Origin of the sequence: Frigoribacterium sp. CFBP 8766 (assembly GCF_014841435.1) — a bacterium.
In the GTDB taxonomy this organism is placed as follows: Bacteria; Actinomycetota; Actinomycetes; order Actinomycetales; family Microbacteriaceae; genus Frigoribacterium.
In genome coordinates, this window is record NZ_JACYTX010000003.1 from 148,524 (window position 1) to 163,844 (window position 15,321).

At 75.2% G+C, this 15,321-nt stretch carries 14 protein-coding genes; 6 read left to right on the forward strand and 8 right to left on the reverse strand.

Going from position 1 to position 15,321, the window contains the following annotated elements; all coding sequences use genetic code 11:
• The first annotated feature begins 18 nt into the window (after window positions 1-18).
• On the forward strand, window positions 19-1,533 hold the full coding sequence (locus IFT90_RS12295) for an aldehyde dehydrogenase family protein (protein WP_371812304.1): 1,515 nt from the start codon (window positions 19-21) through the stop codon (window positions 1,531-1,533).
• A 203-nt stretch (window positions 1,534-1,736) separates the two neighbouring features.
• Here IFT90_RS12295 and IFT90_RS12300 read toward each other — a convergent pair whose 3' ends face one another.
• Window positions 1,737-2,111: a hypothetical protein gene (locus tag IFT90_RS12300; RefSeq protein WP_192170331.1), complete on the reverse strand. Its 375-nt coding sequence runs from the start codon at window positions 2,109-2,111 to the stop codon at window positions 1,737-1,739.
• A gap of 51 nt (window positions 2,112-2,162) precedes the next feature.
• Here IFT90_RS12300 and IFT90_RS12305 point away from each other — a divergent pair, with 51 nt between their 5' ends.
• The gene (locus IFT90_RS12305) at window positions 2,163-2,783 is read left to right on the forward strand and encodes a DUF6518 family protein (RefSeq protein ID WP_192042503.1); all 621 of its coding nucleotides are present in this window, start codon (window positions 2,163-2,165) and stop codon (window positions 2,781-2,783) included.
• Between the two features lie 51 nt (window positions 2,784-2,834).
• Here the strand turns inward: IFT90_RS12305 and IFT90_RS12310 are convergent, their stop codons facing one another.
• Window positions 2,835-3,179, reverse strand: coding sequence for a hypothetical protein (locus IFT90_RS12310; RefSeq protein ID WP_192042504.1), 345 nt, complete (start codon window positions 3,177-3,179; stop codon window positions 2,835-2,837).
• A gap of 201 nt (window positions 3,180-3,380) precedes the next feature.
• Here IFT90_RS12310 and IFT90_RS12315 point away from each other — a divergent pair, with 201 nt between their 5' ends.
• Complete coding sequence (locus IFT90_RS12315; RefSeq protein ID WP_192042505.1) at window positions 3,381-4,343, forward strand: RimK family alpha-L-glutamate ligase; 963 nt, start codon at window positions 3,381-3,383, stop codon at window positions 4,341-4,343.
• Between the two features lie 162 nt (window positions 4,344-4,505).
• Here IFT90_RS12315 and IFT90_RS12320 read toward each other — a convergent pair whose 3' ends face one another.
• The 5 genes from IFT90_RS12320 to IFT90_RS12340 all read right to left on the reverse strand — a co-directional run bounded on the left by IFT90_RS12320 (window position 4,506) and on the right by IFT90_RS12340 (window position 11,159).
• Window positions 4,506-4,799, reverse strand: coding sequence for a DUF2470 domain-containing protein (locus tag IFT90_RS12320; protein ID WP_199861854.1), 294 nt, complete (start codon window positions 4,797-4,799; stop codon window positions 4,506-4,508).
• Window positions 4,796-5,608, reverse strand: coding sequence for a heme oxygenase (biliverdin-producing) (locus tag IFT90_RS12325; RefSeq protein ID WP_371812305.1), 813 nt, complete (start codon window positions 5,606-5,608; stop codon window positions 4,796-4,798). The genes IFT90_RS12320 and IFT90_RS12325 overlap by 4 nt, the downstream gene beginning before the upstream one ends.
• Entirely contained in the window at window positions 5,605-6,579 is a 975-nt protein-coding gene (locus IFT90_RS12330; RefSeq protein WP_192042506.1) for an HtaA domain-containing protein, read from the reverse strand. The genes IFT90_RS12325 and IFT90_RS12330 overlap by 4 nt, the downstream gene beginning before the upstream one ends.
• Window positions 6,572-9,793 carry an HtaA domain-containing protein gene (locus IFT90_RS17425; RefSeq protein WP_192042507.1) on the reverse strand — a complete coding sequence of 1,074 codons (3,222 nt, stop codon included), beginning with the start codon at window positions 9,791-9,793 and terminating at the stop codon, window positions 6,572-6,574. The genes IFT90_RS12330 and IFT90_RS17425 overlap by 8 nt, the downstream gene beginning before the upstream one ends.
• A 160-nt stretch (window positions 9,794-9,953) precedes the next feature.
• Window positions 9,954-11,159, reverse strand: a complete 1,206-nt coding sequence (locus IFT90_RS12340; protein WP_192042508.1) for a hemin ABC transporter substrate-binding protein — start codon at window positions 11,157-11,159, stop codon at window positions 9,954-9,956.
• Between the two features lie 23 nt (window positions 11,160-11,182).
• Here IFT90_RS12340 and IFT90_RS12345 point away from each other — a divergent pair, with 23 nt between their 5' ends.
• From IFT90_RS12345 to IFT90_RS12355, 3 genes are all read left to right on the forward strand, one after another.
• Entirely contained in the window at window positions 11,183-12,298 is a 1,116-nt protein-coding gene (locus IFT90_RS12345; RefSeq protein ID WP_371741073.1) for a FecCD family ABC transporter permease, read from the forward strand.
• Complete coding sequence (locus IFT90_RS12350) at window positions 12,295-13,176, forward strand: heme ABC transporter ATP-binding protein (protein ID WP_197980864.1); 882 nt, start codon at window positions 12,295-12,297, stop codon at window positions 13,174-13,176. The genes IFT90_RS12345 and IFT90_RS12350 overlap by 4 nt, the downstream gene beginning before the upstream one ends.
• 87 nt (window positions 13,177-13,263) lie before the next feature.
• Window positions 13,264-14,958, forward strand: a complete 1,695-nt coding sequence (locus tag IFT90_RS12355) for an FAD-dependent oxidoreductase (RefSeq protein WP_371812306.1) — start codon at window positions 13,264-13,266, stop codon at window positions 14,956-14,958.
• Between the two features lie 31 nt (window positions 14,959-14,989).
• On the opposite strand, the gene IFT90_RS12360 is transcribed toward IFT90_RS12355, so the two are convergent.
• Window positions 14,990-15,211, reverse strand: coding sequence for a hypothetical protein (locus IFT90_RS12360; RefSeq protein WP_192042509.1), 222 nt, complete (start codon window positions 15,209-15,211; stop codon window positions 14,990-14,992).
• Between the last annotated feature and the right edge of the window lie 110 nt (window positions 15,212-15,321).

A 15,321-nucleotide genomic window follows, 5' to 3' on the forward strand; every position in this document is an offset into this window, starting at 1 on the left:
CCGAGGAGCACCCACATCGTGACCACCGCCGCGCCCCACAGCGTCGACGACCAGATCGACGCCACCACCCGCGCGTTCCTCGAACGCCCCCCGCGCCTCCTCATCGACGGCGAGCTGGTGGAGGCCCGGTCCGGCCGGACCCTCGACGTCGTCGACCCGGGCACCGGGCAGAAGATCGCCGTGGCTGCCGCCGGCGACGCGCTCGACGCCGACCGGGCCGTCGGTGCGGCGCGTCGTGCGTTCGAGCCGGGCGCGCCGTGGCGGACCATGTCCGCCCTCGACCGCGGGCGCCGCATCGAGCGCTTCGCCCGCCTGCTCGAGGAGCATGCCGACGAGATCGTCGCCCTGGAGGTGCTCGACGGCGGCAAGCTGCGTGGGGCCGTCGTCGCGGGAGACCTTCCGCTGGCGGTGAAGCACCTCGACTACTTCGCCGGCTGGGCCTCGAAGATAGAAGGGAACACGATCCCCGTGTCGGTGCCCGACACCATGGTCCGTACCGAGCGCGAGCCCGTCGGCGTCGTGGCGCAGATCGTGCCGTGGAACTTCCCGCTGCTGATGGCCATGTGGAAGATCGCCCCGGCGCTCGCCGCGGGCTGCACGATCGTGCTGAAGCCGGCCGAGAACACTCCGCTCACCGCGATGCGGTTCGGCGAGCTGGCTCTCGAGGCCGGCATCCCGCCGGGGGTGCTGAACATCCTCACCGGCTTCGGCGCCGAGGCGGGGGAGGCGCTCGTCGACCACCCGGGCGTGGACAAGGTCGCCTTCACCGGCTCGACCGCCGTCGGCATCCGCATCGCGCAGAGGGCGGCGTCGCAGGTCAAGCGCGTCACCCTCGAGCTCGGCGGCAAGAGCCCGAACATCGTCTTCGCCGACAGCCCCGTCGAGGAGGCCGCGCTCGGCGCCGCGTCCATCTTCGGCAACGCGGGTCAGGCCTGCTCCGCCGGCACCCGGCTCTACGTCGAGCGGAAGTCGTTCGACGACGTGGTCGGCCGGCTGAGCGAGATCGCCTCGGGCATGCGGATCGGACACGGCCTCGCCGAGGGCAGCGACCTCGGGCCCGTCATCAGCGATCGCCAGCACGAGCGCGTCCGCGGGTACATCGACGGCGCGCTCGAGCAGGGTGCGACCCTCGCCGCCGGCGGGTCGAGCATGCCCCGCGGGGTCGACGACCGCGGCTACTACGTGCAGCCGACCGTCCTCACCGACGTCGACGACACCTTCACCGCCGTGCGCGAGGAGATCTTCGGCCCCGTCGTCGTCGCCCAGCCGTTCGACGACCTCGAGGACATCGCTCGACGCGCGAACGACTCGCCCTACGGTCTGGCTGCCGGCATCTGGACCCGCGACATCGCCCGGGCGAACCGCTTGGCGCGGCTGCTCCAGGCCGGGACCGTCTACATCAACATGTACGGCCAGACCGACGCCGCTGCACCGTTCGGCGGCTACAAGCAGTCGGGCTACGGCCGCGACATGGGGCACGCCAACCTCGAGAGCTACCTCGAGACGAAGACCGTCTGGACGAGCTTGGCCTGAACCGCCGCGAGCGGCCGTCAGGGGACTCGAGGCCTGCCCGACTCGTCGGATAGTCGGCAGAGGGTCGTCTCGCTCACGGAGCGAGGCACGGACGTCAGGGAAGCCATGATCGAGGCCGTCATCGCGCACGGTCCGCTCAGCACGCTCGACCAGGACGAGCTCGCCGTCGTAGGGCGGCTCCTGGCCAAGGCGCTCCGCCTGAGCTAGTCCTTGACGGCCGGAGGCGCGGGGCGAGGGTGCCGGATCGTCGCGACGGTGCCCGTCACGCAGACGGCCGTGGCGACGAGCAGCGCGACGAGGATCAGCACGTCCACGAGGGCTGCGCCGCCCTCGTCGGTCGCCATCCTCACGATGACGCTCACCACGCAGGACAGCCACACGACCGCGGCGATGCCCCAGCCCACGGAGGAGCCGCGGAACGTCGGCTTCTGCAGCCGGAGTCGCCCCTGGTCGCGGTTCGTCTCGTCGTCCATCGTCGTGGTCCCCTCGTCGTCGTCGACCTCTCCACCGTACGTCGGGCCCCCTCGCCGGCTCAAGGGCCGGGCCGCGAGCGGGTCCTCCTCCAGGATGGCCAGCATCGTCCGCGCGAGAGGGTCGGCGCGCGGCCGCCGACCTGTGATGCTCGCTGGATGACCCGTTCACTGGTGACGACCCTCGCGTGGTGGCTGCTCGGCGCGGCCGTGGGGCTCGTGCTCGGCGGTGCGACCTCACCCGGCCAGCAGTACCTGCCCGGCGGGCTGAGCTCGTTCGCGAACTCGAGCGGCGGCTGGACGATCCTCACCTTCGCGACGGTCGTGGTGGTCACCCGCAGGCCGAGCGCCCGGAGGTGGTGGACGGCAGCCGGGCTCGGTCTCGTCGTCTTCCACGCCGCGGTCCAGGGCTACGTGGTCGTGTCCACCCTGCGGGGCTTCCCCGACTCGTACGGTCCGGGCGACTTCTGGTTCACGGCGGCGACCCTGGCCGGGCCGGTCATCGGGCTCGCCGGGCTGTGGTGGTCGCGGAGCCCCGTCCTCCGTGCGGCGGGGATCGCGGTCCTCGCCGCCGTGATGATCGGCGACGGCGTCTCCGGCATGGTCCGTGTTGCCGACACGACCGGGACGACCTGGTGGCTGATCAGCATCGCCGTGGGCGTCACGGCTCTCGGCTGGGTCGTGGTCCGGCGACTCGACGGGTGGCGGGAGCGTGCGCTCGCCGTCGGGCTCACGGCCGTCGGGGCCGCGGCTTTCGTCGCCCTGTTCAGCGTGCTCTGACGGTGCCCGCCTCGAGGCGACCGTCGGCCGGGACGGCACGCCTGACACGAGCTAGACGGCGGGGCAGGTGAAGGTGCCGGACGCGCCCTCGTGGACGCCCGGGCCGAGGTCGGCGCAGACACCAGCCTGGCCGGCGAACACGGCCTGGAAGTAGACGACCCCGGCGATGAACGCGGCGGTCGTCGCGAGGCCGACGATGATCCCGACGAGGGCGACGGTGTCCTTCTCGCCTGCCCGGCGAGCGCGGAGCAGGGCGACCACGCTGACGACGACGCCGACGGGACCGGCGACGCAGGCGAGGATCAGACCGAGGACGGCCAGGCTGCGGGGGTTCGGCGGGGGCGGCGGCGTCGCGACGACCCTGGCCTCACGGGCGCGGCCCCGGTTCCTAGCCACGGGCGGGCATGTCCGAGTTGCGGCGCGACGACGACGAGCGCGCACACGAGGCGACGGACGTCGTGGTCATCGTGCCTCCTTCCCGGACGACGGTCGAGGACAGGCTATTCGCCGTCCTCGACCGCAGCCTGCACGACCTCGCGTCACGTCACGCTTCGTCACCGTCGTGCGGGTGTCGGCGGCGGCGGGCAGGGTGGGGGGATGAGTTCCCCCGACCCGGACACCGCCGAGCTGGCACCCGTCGTCCACGTGCTGCACGACAACGAGGAGTGGCTGCCGCCGCTGCTCGCCGCGCTCGACGCCGCGGGGGTGCCGCACGCTGAGCACCTGCTCGACGGGAGCTCCTTCGACCTGTCGGCCGCGCCTCCTGCGGGGGTGTTCTGGTCGCGTCTGAGCGCGTCGGCCGCGACCCGCGGCAGGGCGACCGCGAAGGAGGTGGCGCGTGCGACCCTGCGCTGGGCCGAGCGGCACGGGCGCCGGGTCGTCAACGGCAGCGGAGTCGTCGAGCTCGAGGTGAGCAAGGTCGCGCAGTACCTCGCGCTGTCGGCTGCGGGCTTCGACGTGCCGCGGACGGTCGCGGTCTTCGGCACCGCCGACCTGAAGGCGCGGGCGCGCGAGCTGCCGACGCCGTTCATCACGAAGCACAACCAGGGCGGCAAGGGCATCGGGGTCCGCCGGTTCGACGACCACGTGTCGTTCGACGCCTACGTCGACGGCCCCGACTTCGAGCAGCCCGCCGACGGCGTCACCCTGCTGCAGGAGTACCTCCAGGCCGAGGAGCCGTTCGTCACCCGCGCCGAGTTCGTGGGCGGCCGCTTCGTCTACGCGGTCAGGGTCGACACGTCCGCCGGCAGCTTCGAGCTGTGCCCGGCGGACGCCTGCGTCGTCCCGGCGGGTGCCGACCCGGCGACCTGGGCGCCGTTCGCGGTGCGTCCGTCCGTGACGGCCGAGCACCCGCTCGTGGTCCGGCTCGAGGAGTTCCTCGCCGCGCAGGGCATCGAGGTGGCCGGCGTCGAGTTCATCGAGACGGTCGACGGCCGCGTCGTGCCCTACGACGTCAACACGAACACGAACTACAACCCCGACGTCGAGCGGGAGTCGTCGGTGTCGGCGACGGCGGCGCTCGCCGATTTCCTCGGGGGCGCGCTGGCGGACGCCGCGTAGGCGCGCCGACGGCCGCCGCCGGGTGCCGACGCGTCCGGCGCCCGGTGCCGCCCGGGTCCCGACGCCAAAGCGACGAAGGGACGCGGGGCCCCGCGTTGTTTCGTCGTTTTCGCGTCGGCACACCCGGCCGCGACCGCCACCGGCCCGGCGCGGCCGCGGGCGTCAGCGGCCGTCGAACAGCTCGACCACCTGCCGTCGCACGGACGCGCGGTCCGTGATCGGCGCGGGCCACGGCACGGTGAGCACTCCCTCGACGCCGTCGGCGTCGGTGACCGACCAGGTCGTCTCGAGCGCGTCGAACCCGAGCATCAGCGCGGCCGTCGCCCCCGCGGCCCCGTGTCGACGCACGATGACGACGCCGTCGGAGGCGTGGTCGTCGCGCATGTGCGCCAGCACCGCCTCGACCACGTCGTCGCCGAAGGGCAGCCGACGGGCGTCGGCGTCGGCGCGGCTCACGAGGAGGCTCCCGTCGCGACGGCAGTGGACGGGCCCTCAGTGGCCGGGCCCGGCGCAGCCCCGAGGCCGCGCTCGGCGTCGAGCTCCGCGAGGAGGCGGGCGTTCAGGTCGTAGGCGTGCAGGACCTCCGTGACCATCGCCTCCTCGTCGGCCTCGCCCCAGGGGAGGGAGTCGAGCCGGGCGCGGTACTCGTCCTTGAAGGTGGTCGGGTCGGGGACGCCGTCGAAGGTGAAGAACGTCGTCGCCTCGTCGAGCAGCCCGTAGCGCTGCCGCAGGGCACGGCCGATGTGCTGCCCGCCCGACAGGTCGCCGAGGTAGCGCGTGTAGTGGTGCGCGACGAACGCGGTCGGCGACGACGAGGCAGGGCCCCGGAGGCGGTCGACGTACTCGACCGTCGCGGGCACGGCGTCGAGACGGTCGCGCCAGCCGGGGCCGGCCAGGTGTGCCAGATCGGCCTCGAGCGACGGCAGCCGTGTCAGTCGGTCGGTCACGAACGCGCCCGCGACCGGGTGCGCTGCCGCGCCGACGGCCGCCTGCTCGAGCGCTCGGTACACGTGCCAGTACTGGGCGAGGAGGCGGACGAGGTCGTCCCTGGTGCAGGTGCCGCGCATCAGGTCGGACATGAACCCCGCCCGGCTGCTGGTGCCGTGGCCGCTGCGCGTGCGGGTGCGCAGCCGCTCCGAGAACGGGACGGGGGCCGGCGGCACGGCCGGATCGAGCTCGTCGACGGTCGTGTCGCCGAGGGAGGCGCGGGGCGCGCCCAGGGGCTCGGCGGCGATCGTGGGGGGAGGTGCGGTGGTGGTGGTCACGATGTCTCCTTCTCGTCGTCGTGCGCGGTGTGGGACGTTCCCGTCGTCGAGCTGTCGGTCGAGCCGCCGGTCGTCGAGGCGCCGGCGGCCAGCCGACGACGGCGCACGAGGAGCCACGCGGGCGCCCCGAGCCGCGCCGCCGCGGCGACCGCCGACCAGGCCAGGGCGGCCGGCGTCGGGCCGGTGTCCGTCGCGGTGCCGGTGCTCGCGTCCGGCGAGCCCGCCGCCGCAGGGGCGGACGTGGCCGTCGGCGACGCGTCGGCCTCGTCCTCGGAGGCGACCGCCGCCTCCTCGGCGTCGACCGGTGCGGTGCAGGCGAGCGGCACATCCGCGGTCAGCGGGTCGAGTGCGGTGCCCGGCTCGTAGCTGCCGAACGCGGCGGCTCCCTCGGCGGTCAGCGTCGTCGGCGCCCCCGCGAACGAGAGCGCTCCCGTGGACGGGTCGACGGGCGAGGCGCTGAGGTCGACGTCGGCGAAGGGGACGTCGGGCGAGCTGACGGCCACCCCCTCCTGCGTCGTGCCGGCCACGTCGAGCAGCAGCTGGGCCGAGGTGGCCGACGTGAAGCGCAGCACCGGGTCGGCGATGGTCGTGTCGAGCACGCCCTGGTGGCCGGTGAAGCGGACGCTGCCGCCGAACGCGACGTCGCCGGCCGCACCGGCCGTCGGGTCGCCGAGCTGGCCTGCTCCGGAGGACCAGCCGAACGACGGCGTCGCGTAGGTCGCGCCTCCCTCGGGCGTCCAGGCGCCCTTGGCGATCGATCCGCTGATGTACGACCGGAACGACTCCTTCACGCCCCAGCTCAGGGTCGCCCCCGAGACGGTGCACGAGGAGGCGCCCGTCGCGGCGGCAGCACCGGCGACGGCCCCCGAGGGGGCCGGCAGCACCGCCGCGGCGGCCGCCAGGGCGAGAGCCCCGACGACCACCGCGGCGGCGCGGCGCCGAGCGGCGCCTGCGGCACGAGCCTCAGGCACGGGCGGCCTCGAGCACAGCTGCACCCTCGGGCGCACCGGCGCGACGACGGCGCACGGCCACCGCCCCGAGCCCGGTGAGCAGCAGCAGCGAGCCGAGCAGCAGGCCGCCGAGGCCCTGGTCCCCGCCCGTGAACGCGAGGGCGGACCCGGCCGGGGCGGTGCTGCCGTCGCAGGCGACGGTCGCGCCGAGCGGCATCGAGAACGACACGGGGTCGAGCGCCTCGCCCGCCTCGTAGAAGTCGCCGAACGCGACGGCGCCGGCCGCGGTGAGCGTCGCGGGGACGCCCGACCAGCCGAGCGTGCTGTCCGTCGCCGTGCGCGAGCCCTGGCCGAGGGCGAGGGTCGCGAGGGCGAGCCCCTTCGTCGTGACGGCGGACCCGCCGGCGAGCGGCTTGCTCGTCATGTCGACGACGAGGGTCGCCTGGCTGCCCGAGACGAGCTGCACGCGCGGTGCCGAGATCGTCATGTCGAGCGAGCCTCCGTGGCCGGTGAAGTGCACTCCGCCGCGCCACCTCGCCGAGCCGCGGCCGGCCTCGGTGTTGACCGAGCCCGAGCCGCCCGACCAGGCATAAGCCCCGCCGGAGGTGGTGGTCACGCCGTCGAGGGACACCGCGCCCTTCGCGATCGGTCCCGTGATGTACGAGCGGTAGCTCTCCTTGACGCCCCAGCTGAGGGTCGCGCCGCTGACCGCGCGGGCGACGCAGCGGTCCTGCTCGGCGGCCGCGCCGGTCGGCGTGCCGGTGCCGGTCGGGACGACGCCGTTCCCGGGGCCGGTGCCCGCGCCTCCTCCGGGCAGCGGGGCGACGATCGGGGTGTCGCCGCCGGGCTCGGCGACCGCGGTGCGGAAGCCGAACGAGACGGGGTCGGCGGCCTGCCCGCGGTACTGCGCCCAGCCAGCGGGCGACAGGGTGTCGCTGAAGGTGCTGGCGACCGAGTCCCAGCGGGCGGTCGGCGCCGCGGCGGCGTCGAGGGCGGCGAGCAGGCTCACGGCGGGAGCGCCGGTCGCGGCGCTCTGGTTCGCCGCGCTCGGGACCGCCGTGCTCTGCGCCAGGCGGACGAGCTCGATCCGCTCGGTCGAGTCGAGGCCGGCCGTGTCGTTGGTCGAGGTGCGGGCGGTGAGCACCGAGCCGCCGTCGGCGGTCGTCGTCACCCACGGGTCGGCGAAGCCGATGCTGAAGCCGTGCGAGGCGCTCGTGAAGAGCACGGCGCCCGTGTAGCGGATGGTGCCGAGCCCCGTGGCGGGGTCGAAGTCGCCGCCGTCGACCTGGTCGAAGACGAAGCGCCCGTCGGGGGCGACGGTGGCGCCTCCGGAGACCGCCGTCGTGCCGGCCGCGACGGTCGCGAGGTAGCCGCGCCAGGAGTCCTTGAAGCCCCAGGCGAGGTTGCCCTGCCCGGCCTCGGGCTCGGTGCCGGGGACCTCGGGGTCGGGCGTCTCGGGCTCGGGGGTCTCGGGCTCGGGCGTCGTCACGGGTGCGGCGCCCCAGGCGAGCGAGACGGGCGACGGCGGCTTGGTCGCGTTCGCGGCCGTGGTGCCCGACGTGTAGTAGAAGGCGCGCACGGCGCTCGGGACCTGCAGCACGAAGGCGTTCGACCAGGCGTCGTCGAAGTCGCGGCTCCAGGTGCCCTGCGCGGTCGTGCCCTCGTAGGCCAGGGGAGCGGTGAGCTCTCCGTCGGCGGCGAGGTCGGGGAACGCGGCCCCGGTCACGGCGGCGACGACGGTCTCGACCGGTGCGGAGGCGTTCTCCGCGCCGACGCCGGTGCGGACGCCGGCGCTCCAGGTGCCGGTGCCGTCGGAGGCGATCGACAGCGACGGGTCGACGAGCTCGACCCACTGGCCGGCGGGCGGGAAGAAGCTCGCGTACGCCGCGACCCTCATCGTGCCGGTGAAGTCGACGACGACGCAGTCCGCGTCGCCGATGGCGGTGCCGCCGGTGAGCGCGAAGGTCTGGCCGTCCTCGGCGAGCGAGATGCCGCCTCCTGCGGTCTTGGTCCAGCCGGAGCTGTAGGTCGACCAGCCCCAGCGGGCCGTGACGTCGTCGGAGGTGGCGACGGCCGCGCTGCCCGGCGTGCAGGCCGCGGGCTGCGTCGCGTCGACGACGGACCAGTTGGCTGCTGAGGTCGCGCCCTGGCCGGTGCCCATCAGCGGAGCCGAGGAGGCGCGGAACGCGGTGCTGCCGGAGGTGCCGCCCGCGTAGGCGGCCGAGATCGCGTGGCCGCCGGGCGCGAGGGGCGTCGTCAGCGTGGCGACGCCGTCGACGAGGGGAGCGGTGCCGAGGTCGACCGGCGTCGTGGAGCCGGCCGGGGTCGCGCTGAAGGCGACGGCGCCGGTGGGCGTCGACGTGCCGTCGGAGGCGACCGTCGCGGTGAAGGTCGAGGGGGCAGGCGCGACGACCGGGGCCGGGGTCGTCGCCGCGACCTTCGTGGTCGTTTCGAGCGTCGTGACGGGGTCGGGGTCCGCGGTCGGGTCGGGCGTCGGCTCGGGGTCGGGGGTCGGCTCGGGCTCGGGCTCGGGCTCGGGCTCGGCCGCGAGCGTGCGGTCGACCGTGATCGTGACGGGGTCGAGCGACGAGCCGGTCGCGCGCACCTGAGGCGTCTGCGAGGCGTCGGAGCCCTCGAGCAGCGCGAGCACCTGGGCGCCCTGCGCGGTGATCGCGGCGGGGGCGGCGGTCCAGGTGATGGAGGTCGGCGTGCTGACGGCCTGCACGGCCGAGAGGTCGACCGTCGCGAACGTGCGCGTGGCCTTCGCCGCCGTCGGCAGGGCCGGGTTCAGGTCGTGCGACGAACCGGCGGTGGTGCCGGAGATCGTGGCGACGCCCCCGGAGATCGAGACCGTGGGGGAGCCGAGGTGCACGTAGTTGCCCTGGGCCGTGCCGACCTGGGCGTCGCTGCCGAGCACGTAGCCGATGCGCGCGGTGCCCGAGAAGGCGAGCTCGCCCTGCTGGGAGGCGTCGTCCCACGTGCCGCCCGAGAGCGGGAAGGTCGCGAGGTCGTCGACGAACGAGGCGGGGGCCGTGGCCGTGCGGTAGTTCGCGAAGGTCGCCCGGTAGTCGGCGTCGATCCCCCAGCTGAGGGAGCCGGCGGTCGCGTCGACCGGTGCTGCGGCCGCGGGTTCGACCGGGGCCGCGAGGCCGACGAGGCCGGCGCCGGCCACGAGCGACGCGGCGACGAGCAGGGACAGGTGGCGGCGCGCCGAGGCGCGCGGGAGTGGTGTCACAGAGGGGCTCCAGAGATGTCGGAGGGGCAGGTCGGACTCGACCGCCGGGGACTCCTGCACCGTATTTAGGTAAGCCTCATTAAGGCAAGCCTTACCTAACTATTGCCCTCCGTCGTTACCGGACCGTGACGTTCGGTCTCGGGCCGCTGCCGGGTGCGGCTCACTGGCCGGGCGCGTAGACCGCGCGGGCCAGTGCCTCGAGCACCTCCGGCGTGCGGGGGCCGAAGCTGAGCACCTGCCCGTCGGCCATGTCGACGAACCGCCGGTGCTCGCCGGCCGCCGTCAGCGCGACCGCGGGCTTCGCCGCGAGCAGTCCGTCGACGCCCCCGGCGCTCTCGAGGCCGCCCGTCATCACGAGGAACACGTCGGGGTCGGCCGCGACGAGCGCCTCGTCGGTCATCGGCCTCGCGCCGACCCATCCGATCTCGGCCGCCACGTCGACCCCGCCGAGCCCGTCGACGAGCGCGTCGGCGCCCGTCCCCTCGCCGAGCAGGTAGTAGATGCCCGCACTGCCGCGCAGGTAGAGGAACGCGATGCGCAGCCGGTCCGCCTCGGCGGCCGGGGCGAGCCCGGCGATCTGGGCCTGCACCTCCTTCGTGCGCTCGCCCACCGCGTCGGCCAGCGCCTCGCCGGCCGCGGGCACCCCGAGGGCGGCCCCGACCGAGCGCGCCAGGTCGCCCGCCCCGGCCGGCGACGGCTCGTTCTCGACGTAGACGACGGTCACCCCCGACTGGCGGAGCTGCTGCACGACGTCCGTCGGTCCGATGCTGCCGTCGGTGATCACCAGGGTCGGCTCGAGCGCCAGCACGGCCTCGGCGTTGATCGAGTGGCCCTCCTTCGTGACGACGGGCAGGTCGGCGGCGCTGTCGAAGGTCGTCGAGACGTCGCGTCCGACGAGCAGGTCGCCGAGCCCCAGCCCCGTGACCGTGGCCGCGAGCGCGCCCGAGATGTCGAGGGCGAGCAGCCGCGACGTCTCGGTGACGACCTGGGTCGTGTCACCGGTGAGGTCGTGGGAGGTCACCTGGGCAGGGAGGCTCGCGGTGCCGGGGTCGACGAGCGGCACGACCTCGTCGGAGGCGAGCACCGCGGTCGACGGGCCCTCGACCGCGCGCAGGTCGGCGGGCACGTCGAGCTCGTCGAGCGGGGTCGCTGCTGCTGCGCCTGTGCCGGTGCCGACGCCGGTGGTCCCGTCACCGCTCGCTGCGTCGCCCGATGTGCAGCCGGTCGCGACGAGGGCGATGCCGAGGGCGAGCGCGGTCGCGACGCCCGCCCGCCGCCGTCCGGCCTGCCTCGAGTCGCGGCGCGACGGGGGAGCCGAGGTGGGGGCCGGCGACAGCGGCGAGCACGGGAGATCGAGGGGCAACATGTAGGTAAGGCTATCCTTACCGAGTGCCCCTCCGCATCGACCGCTACGCAGACCCGCGCGCAGACCCCCGCGCGGCCCACCGCACCGGCCACCGCACCCGGCACCGCCGCCTGGTCGCCCTCACCCTCGTCGTGCTGCTCGCGCTCGTGCTCGTCGTGGCCGTGCTCTCGGCGGGCATCGGCCAGTACCCGGTCGCGCCGCGCGACGTCGTCGGCGCGGTGCTGAGGGCCTGGGGCGCAGGAGGCGCCCCCAGCGACCCCGACGCCCGCTTCGTCGACCAGGTGGTCACCGGCATCCGGCTGCCGCGGGTGGCCCTCGCCCTCGTGGTGGGCGCCGCGCTCGCCGCCGCCGGCACGCTGATGCAGGCCGTCTTCGCCAACCCGCTGGCCGAGCCCGCGGTGATCGGGGTCAGCTCCGGGGCCGCGCTGGGCGCCTCCTCGACGGTCGTGCTCGGCTGGGTGTCGGCCGGGCTCTGGGTGACGCCGACGGCGGCCTTCGCCTGCGGCCTGGTCACGACCCTTCTCGTCTACGGCCTCTCGCGCTCGGGAGGGAAGACCGAGGTCGTCACGCTCGTGCTCACCGGCATCGCCGTCAACGCGGTCGCGGGGGCGGGCATCGCGCTGCTGACGTTCCTCGCCGACACGCAGGCGCGGGAGCAGATCGTCTTCTGGCAGATGGGCAGCATCAACGGGGCGCTCTGGACCGACGTCGCGGTCGCGCTCCCGATCGTCGTGGTGGGTGTCGGCGGTGCTGCCCTGCTCGTCCGCAAGCTCGACCTGCTGGCCCTCGGGGAGCGGAGCGCCTCGCACCTGGGCGTCGACGTCGAGCGCCTGCGGATCGTCGCCATCGTGCTCGTCGCCCTGCTCGTCGGGGCCGGAGTCGCGTTCACGGGCATCATCGCGTTCGTCGGGCTCGTGGTGCCGCACCTGCTGCGGATGGTCGTCGGCCCGTCGCACGGCGGGCTGCTCGCCACGAGCACGGTCGCCGGGGCGCTGCTCGTGCTCGTCGCCGACACCGCCGCACGCGTCGTCGTGCCGAACGCCGACCTGCCGCTCGGGCTGCTCACCTCGCTGGTGGGCGGGCCGTTCTTCTTCTGGCTGCTGCGACGCACCCGGCGCCGGGCCGGGGGCTGGGCATGAGGGCCGGGAGGTCGGCGGCTGCGGAGGGCGAGCGCGAGATCCCCGCCGCCGCGCTGCGCGTCCGCGGCCTCGGGGTCGAGCTCGAGGGCACGACGATCCTCGACGGCGTCGACCTCGACGTCCGCCCCGGCGAGGTCGTGGCCCTGCTCGGCCCGAACGGCGCGGGCAAGTCGACCCTGCTCGGCTGCGTGGCCGGCGACGTCGCGGCCGCTCGCGGCACCGTGGAGCTGGACGAGCGCCTCCTGGGCTCCTTCAGCTCGGGAGAGCGGGCGCGTCGTCGCGGGGTCATGACGCAGGAGGCGCACGTCGCGTTCCCCTTCACGGTCGCGGAGGTCGTCGCGCTCGGCCGTGCCCCGTGGTCGCGCAGCCCGGAGGCGGACCGCGACGACGCCGTCGTCGACGAGGCGCTCGCCGCGACGGACACGACCGAGCTGCGCGACCGCCGGTTCCCGTCGCTGTCGGGGGGCGAGCGCGCCCGGGCCTCGTTCGCCCGGCTGCTGGCACAGCGGACGCCGGTGCTGCTGCTCGACGAGCCCACCGCCGCCCTCGACCTCGGCCACCAGGAGCAGCTGCTCGGCACCCTCCGCGACCTCGCCTCGGCGGGCGCCTCCGTCGTCGTGGTGCTGCACGACCTCAGCCTCGCGGCGGCCTGGGCCGACCGTCTCGTGCTGCTCGAGCGGGGCCGCGTCGTCGCGGCGGGCACCCCGGCCGAGGTGCTCACGGCCGAGCGCGTGTCGCAGGTGTACGGGCACCCGGTCACGATCGTGCCCGACCCGTCGACCGGGGCGCCGCTCGTCGTGCCGGTGCGGGTGCGCGGGGGGTCGCCTCGCGAGCTGCACCCCCGGATCGGCCTCACACCCTCGGTTCCGGGGACGTAGCGCTGGATCAGGGGTGCAGCCGGGACGGAGCGGGGGCCGCGAGCCTGGAGCGCGTCGCTACGCTGGGGGTCGGCAGGGGAGGTCGCCGTGGGGAGCACGAAGCCGGTCGCCATGGCGGCGGTCCACGCGCTGGTCGTCGGCGCCGCCGTCGCGGTCGCGACTCCGTGGGCGCTCGTCGTGCCGGTGCTCGTCTCCCTCCTGACGGGTCCGCTCGGTGGTGCGGCGGTGGCCGGGGTGCCCGCGTTCGGCATCCTGTGGCTCCTCGACGCGGCGTTCCGGAACGGCCTGCCCGGGTCGGGCCTGAGGGCGGCGCTGCCCGCCGGCGTGCTGGCCTTCGGGGCGTTCGCCGTGTGCTCGGCGCAGCTGCAGCTCCTCGAGGACCCCGACGCGGCACTGCCGTCGGACCTCGCCGTCGCGCTCTGGACGGGCGGGCTCAGCGCGGCGGCCGTGCTCGTGACGCACGTCCTGTTCGACCGCGACCCGACAGCCGCGCGCGCCGAGCCCGGCGCCGCCGATCCCGACCCCGGCCCCGGCGCCGGCGCCGCCGATCCGACCACGAGGAGCCCCGTGACCACGAGAGACGGCGCCGAGCCCGCCGCCCCCGCCGAGCAGGTCGAGCCGACCGAGCAGGTCGAGCCGACGGCTCCTGCCCGCGAGCGCTTCGACCACGTCGTCGTCGGCGCCGGCGTGATCGGGGCGGCGACTGCTCGTTCGCTCGCCAGGAGCGGCGCGCGCGTCCTGCTCGTCGAGCAGTTCGGCCGCGGCCACGACCGCGGCTCGTCGCACGGCGCGAGCCGGATCTTCCGTCGCGGATACACCGCCGACGACTGGGTCGCGCTGACGGGCGACGCGATCACGGCCTGGCAACAGCTCGAGGCCGAGACGGGCCGCACCCTGCTCGACTTCACGGGCGCGCTCGACCACGGCGACCCGGTCGTGCTCGACGAGATCCAGGCGGCCCTCGAGCGCGGCGGCGTCGCGCACGAGCGGCTCACGCCCGACGAGGCCGCGGCGCGCTGGCCGGGGCTCCGCTTCGACACGAGCGTCTTGTTCCACGCGCAGGCCGGGCGGGTCCGCTCGGCCGACGCCGTCGAGGCGCTGCTCGACAGCGCCGCGGCCGCGGGCGCCGAGCTCCGTTCCGACACCGTCGTGGCCGCGATCGAGACGGAGGGGGACGACGTGGTGCTGCGTCTCGAGGGCGTAGGAGGCGCCTCCTCGACGGTCGTGTCGACCAGCGTCGTGCTCGCGGTCGGCTCCTGGGCGCGGTACCTGGCCGGGGACCTCGTGCGGCGCGGGGGAGCGGCGCTGCCCGAGGTCAGGGTCACGCAGGAGGAGCCCGCCCACTTCGCGACGGAGCTGCCCGACGACGCCTGGCCGAGCTTCGTCCACCACCCGACCGACCCGGCGCTGCGGGCCCGGGTCAGCACGATCTACGGGCTGCTCACCCCGGGCGAGGGCGTCAAGGTCGGGACCCACGGCACCGGCCGCGAGGTGCACCCCGACGCCCGTCTGGCCTCGCCCGGCGCGGAGGGGCAGGCCGTGCTGCGCGACTACGTCGCCGAGTGGGTGCCCGGCGTCGACGTCGACACGCTCGCGCCGATCAGCTGCCTCTACGACACGACCCCGACGGAGGACCCGGTGCTCGACCGCGTCGGCTCCGTCACCGTCGCGACGGGGTTCTCGGGGCACGGCTTCAAGTTCGGCGCCGTCTTCGGCGAGCTGCTGGCCGGGGTCGCGACGGGCACCCCCGCGCCGGAGCGGTTCCGGCTGCGCCGCCGCTGAGCGCCGGCCGCGGCTCGGGGTGGAACCCGCGTCAGTCGTCGGTGCTGCGGCGTCTGCTGCCCTTCATCCCGAGGGCGACGAGCACGACGCCGACGACGAGCATCGGCACGCCCGCCCACGGGCTGTCGAGCGTCAGGAAGAGGGCGACGCCGACCAGGGCGAACACCACGCCGACGCCGACGTTGTCGTTCCGCTTCTTCTTCTCGGTGACGGCGTCCGCGCCTGCCTCGGTCTCGGGTCGCTCCTCGTCCATCGTCCAAGGCTAGGCAGGAGCGCCGGCAGCGACTTCCCCCACGCGACGGACCCGAGGAGGCGGCAGTCCCGCCCGCGCATCCCTCACGACGCGTCCCTCCGCGAGAGCGA

Coding starts and splice junctions, on each gene's coding strand:
- IFT90_RS12315 (WP_192042505.1), top strand. CDS start 3,381: ATGAGTTCCCCCGACCCGGACACCGCCGAGCTGGCACCCGTCGTCCAC.
- IFT90_RS12340 (WP_192042508.1), bottom strand. CDS start 11,159: ATGTTGCCCCTCGATCTCCCGTGCTCGCCGCTGTCGCCGGCCCCCACC.
- IFT90_RS12305 (WP_192042503.1), top strand. CDS start 2,163: ATGACCCGTTCACTGGTGACGACCCTCGCGTGGTGGCTGCTCGGCGCG.
- IFT90_RS12300 (WP_192170331.1), bottom strand. CDS start 2,111: ATGCTGGCCATCCTGGAGGAGGACCCGCTCGCGGCCCGGCCCTTGAGC.
- IFT90_RS12350 (WP_197980864.1), top strand. CDS start 12,295: ATGAGGGCCGGGAGGTCGGCGGCTGCGGAGGGCGAGCGCGAGATCCCC.
- IFT90_RS12360 (WP_192042509.1), bottom strand. CDS start 15,211: ATGGACGAGGAGCGACCCGAGACCGAGGCAGGCGCGGACGCCGTCACC.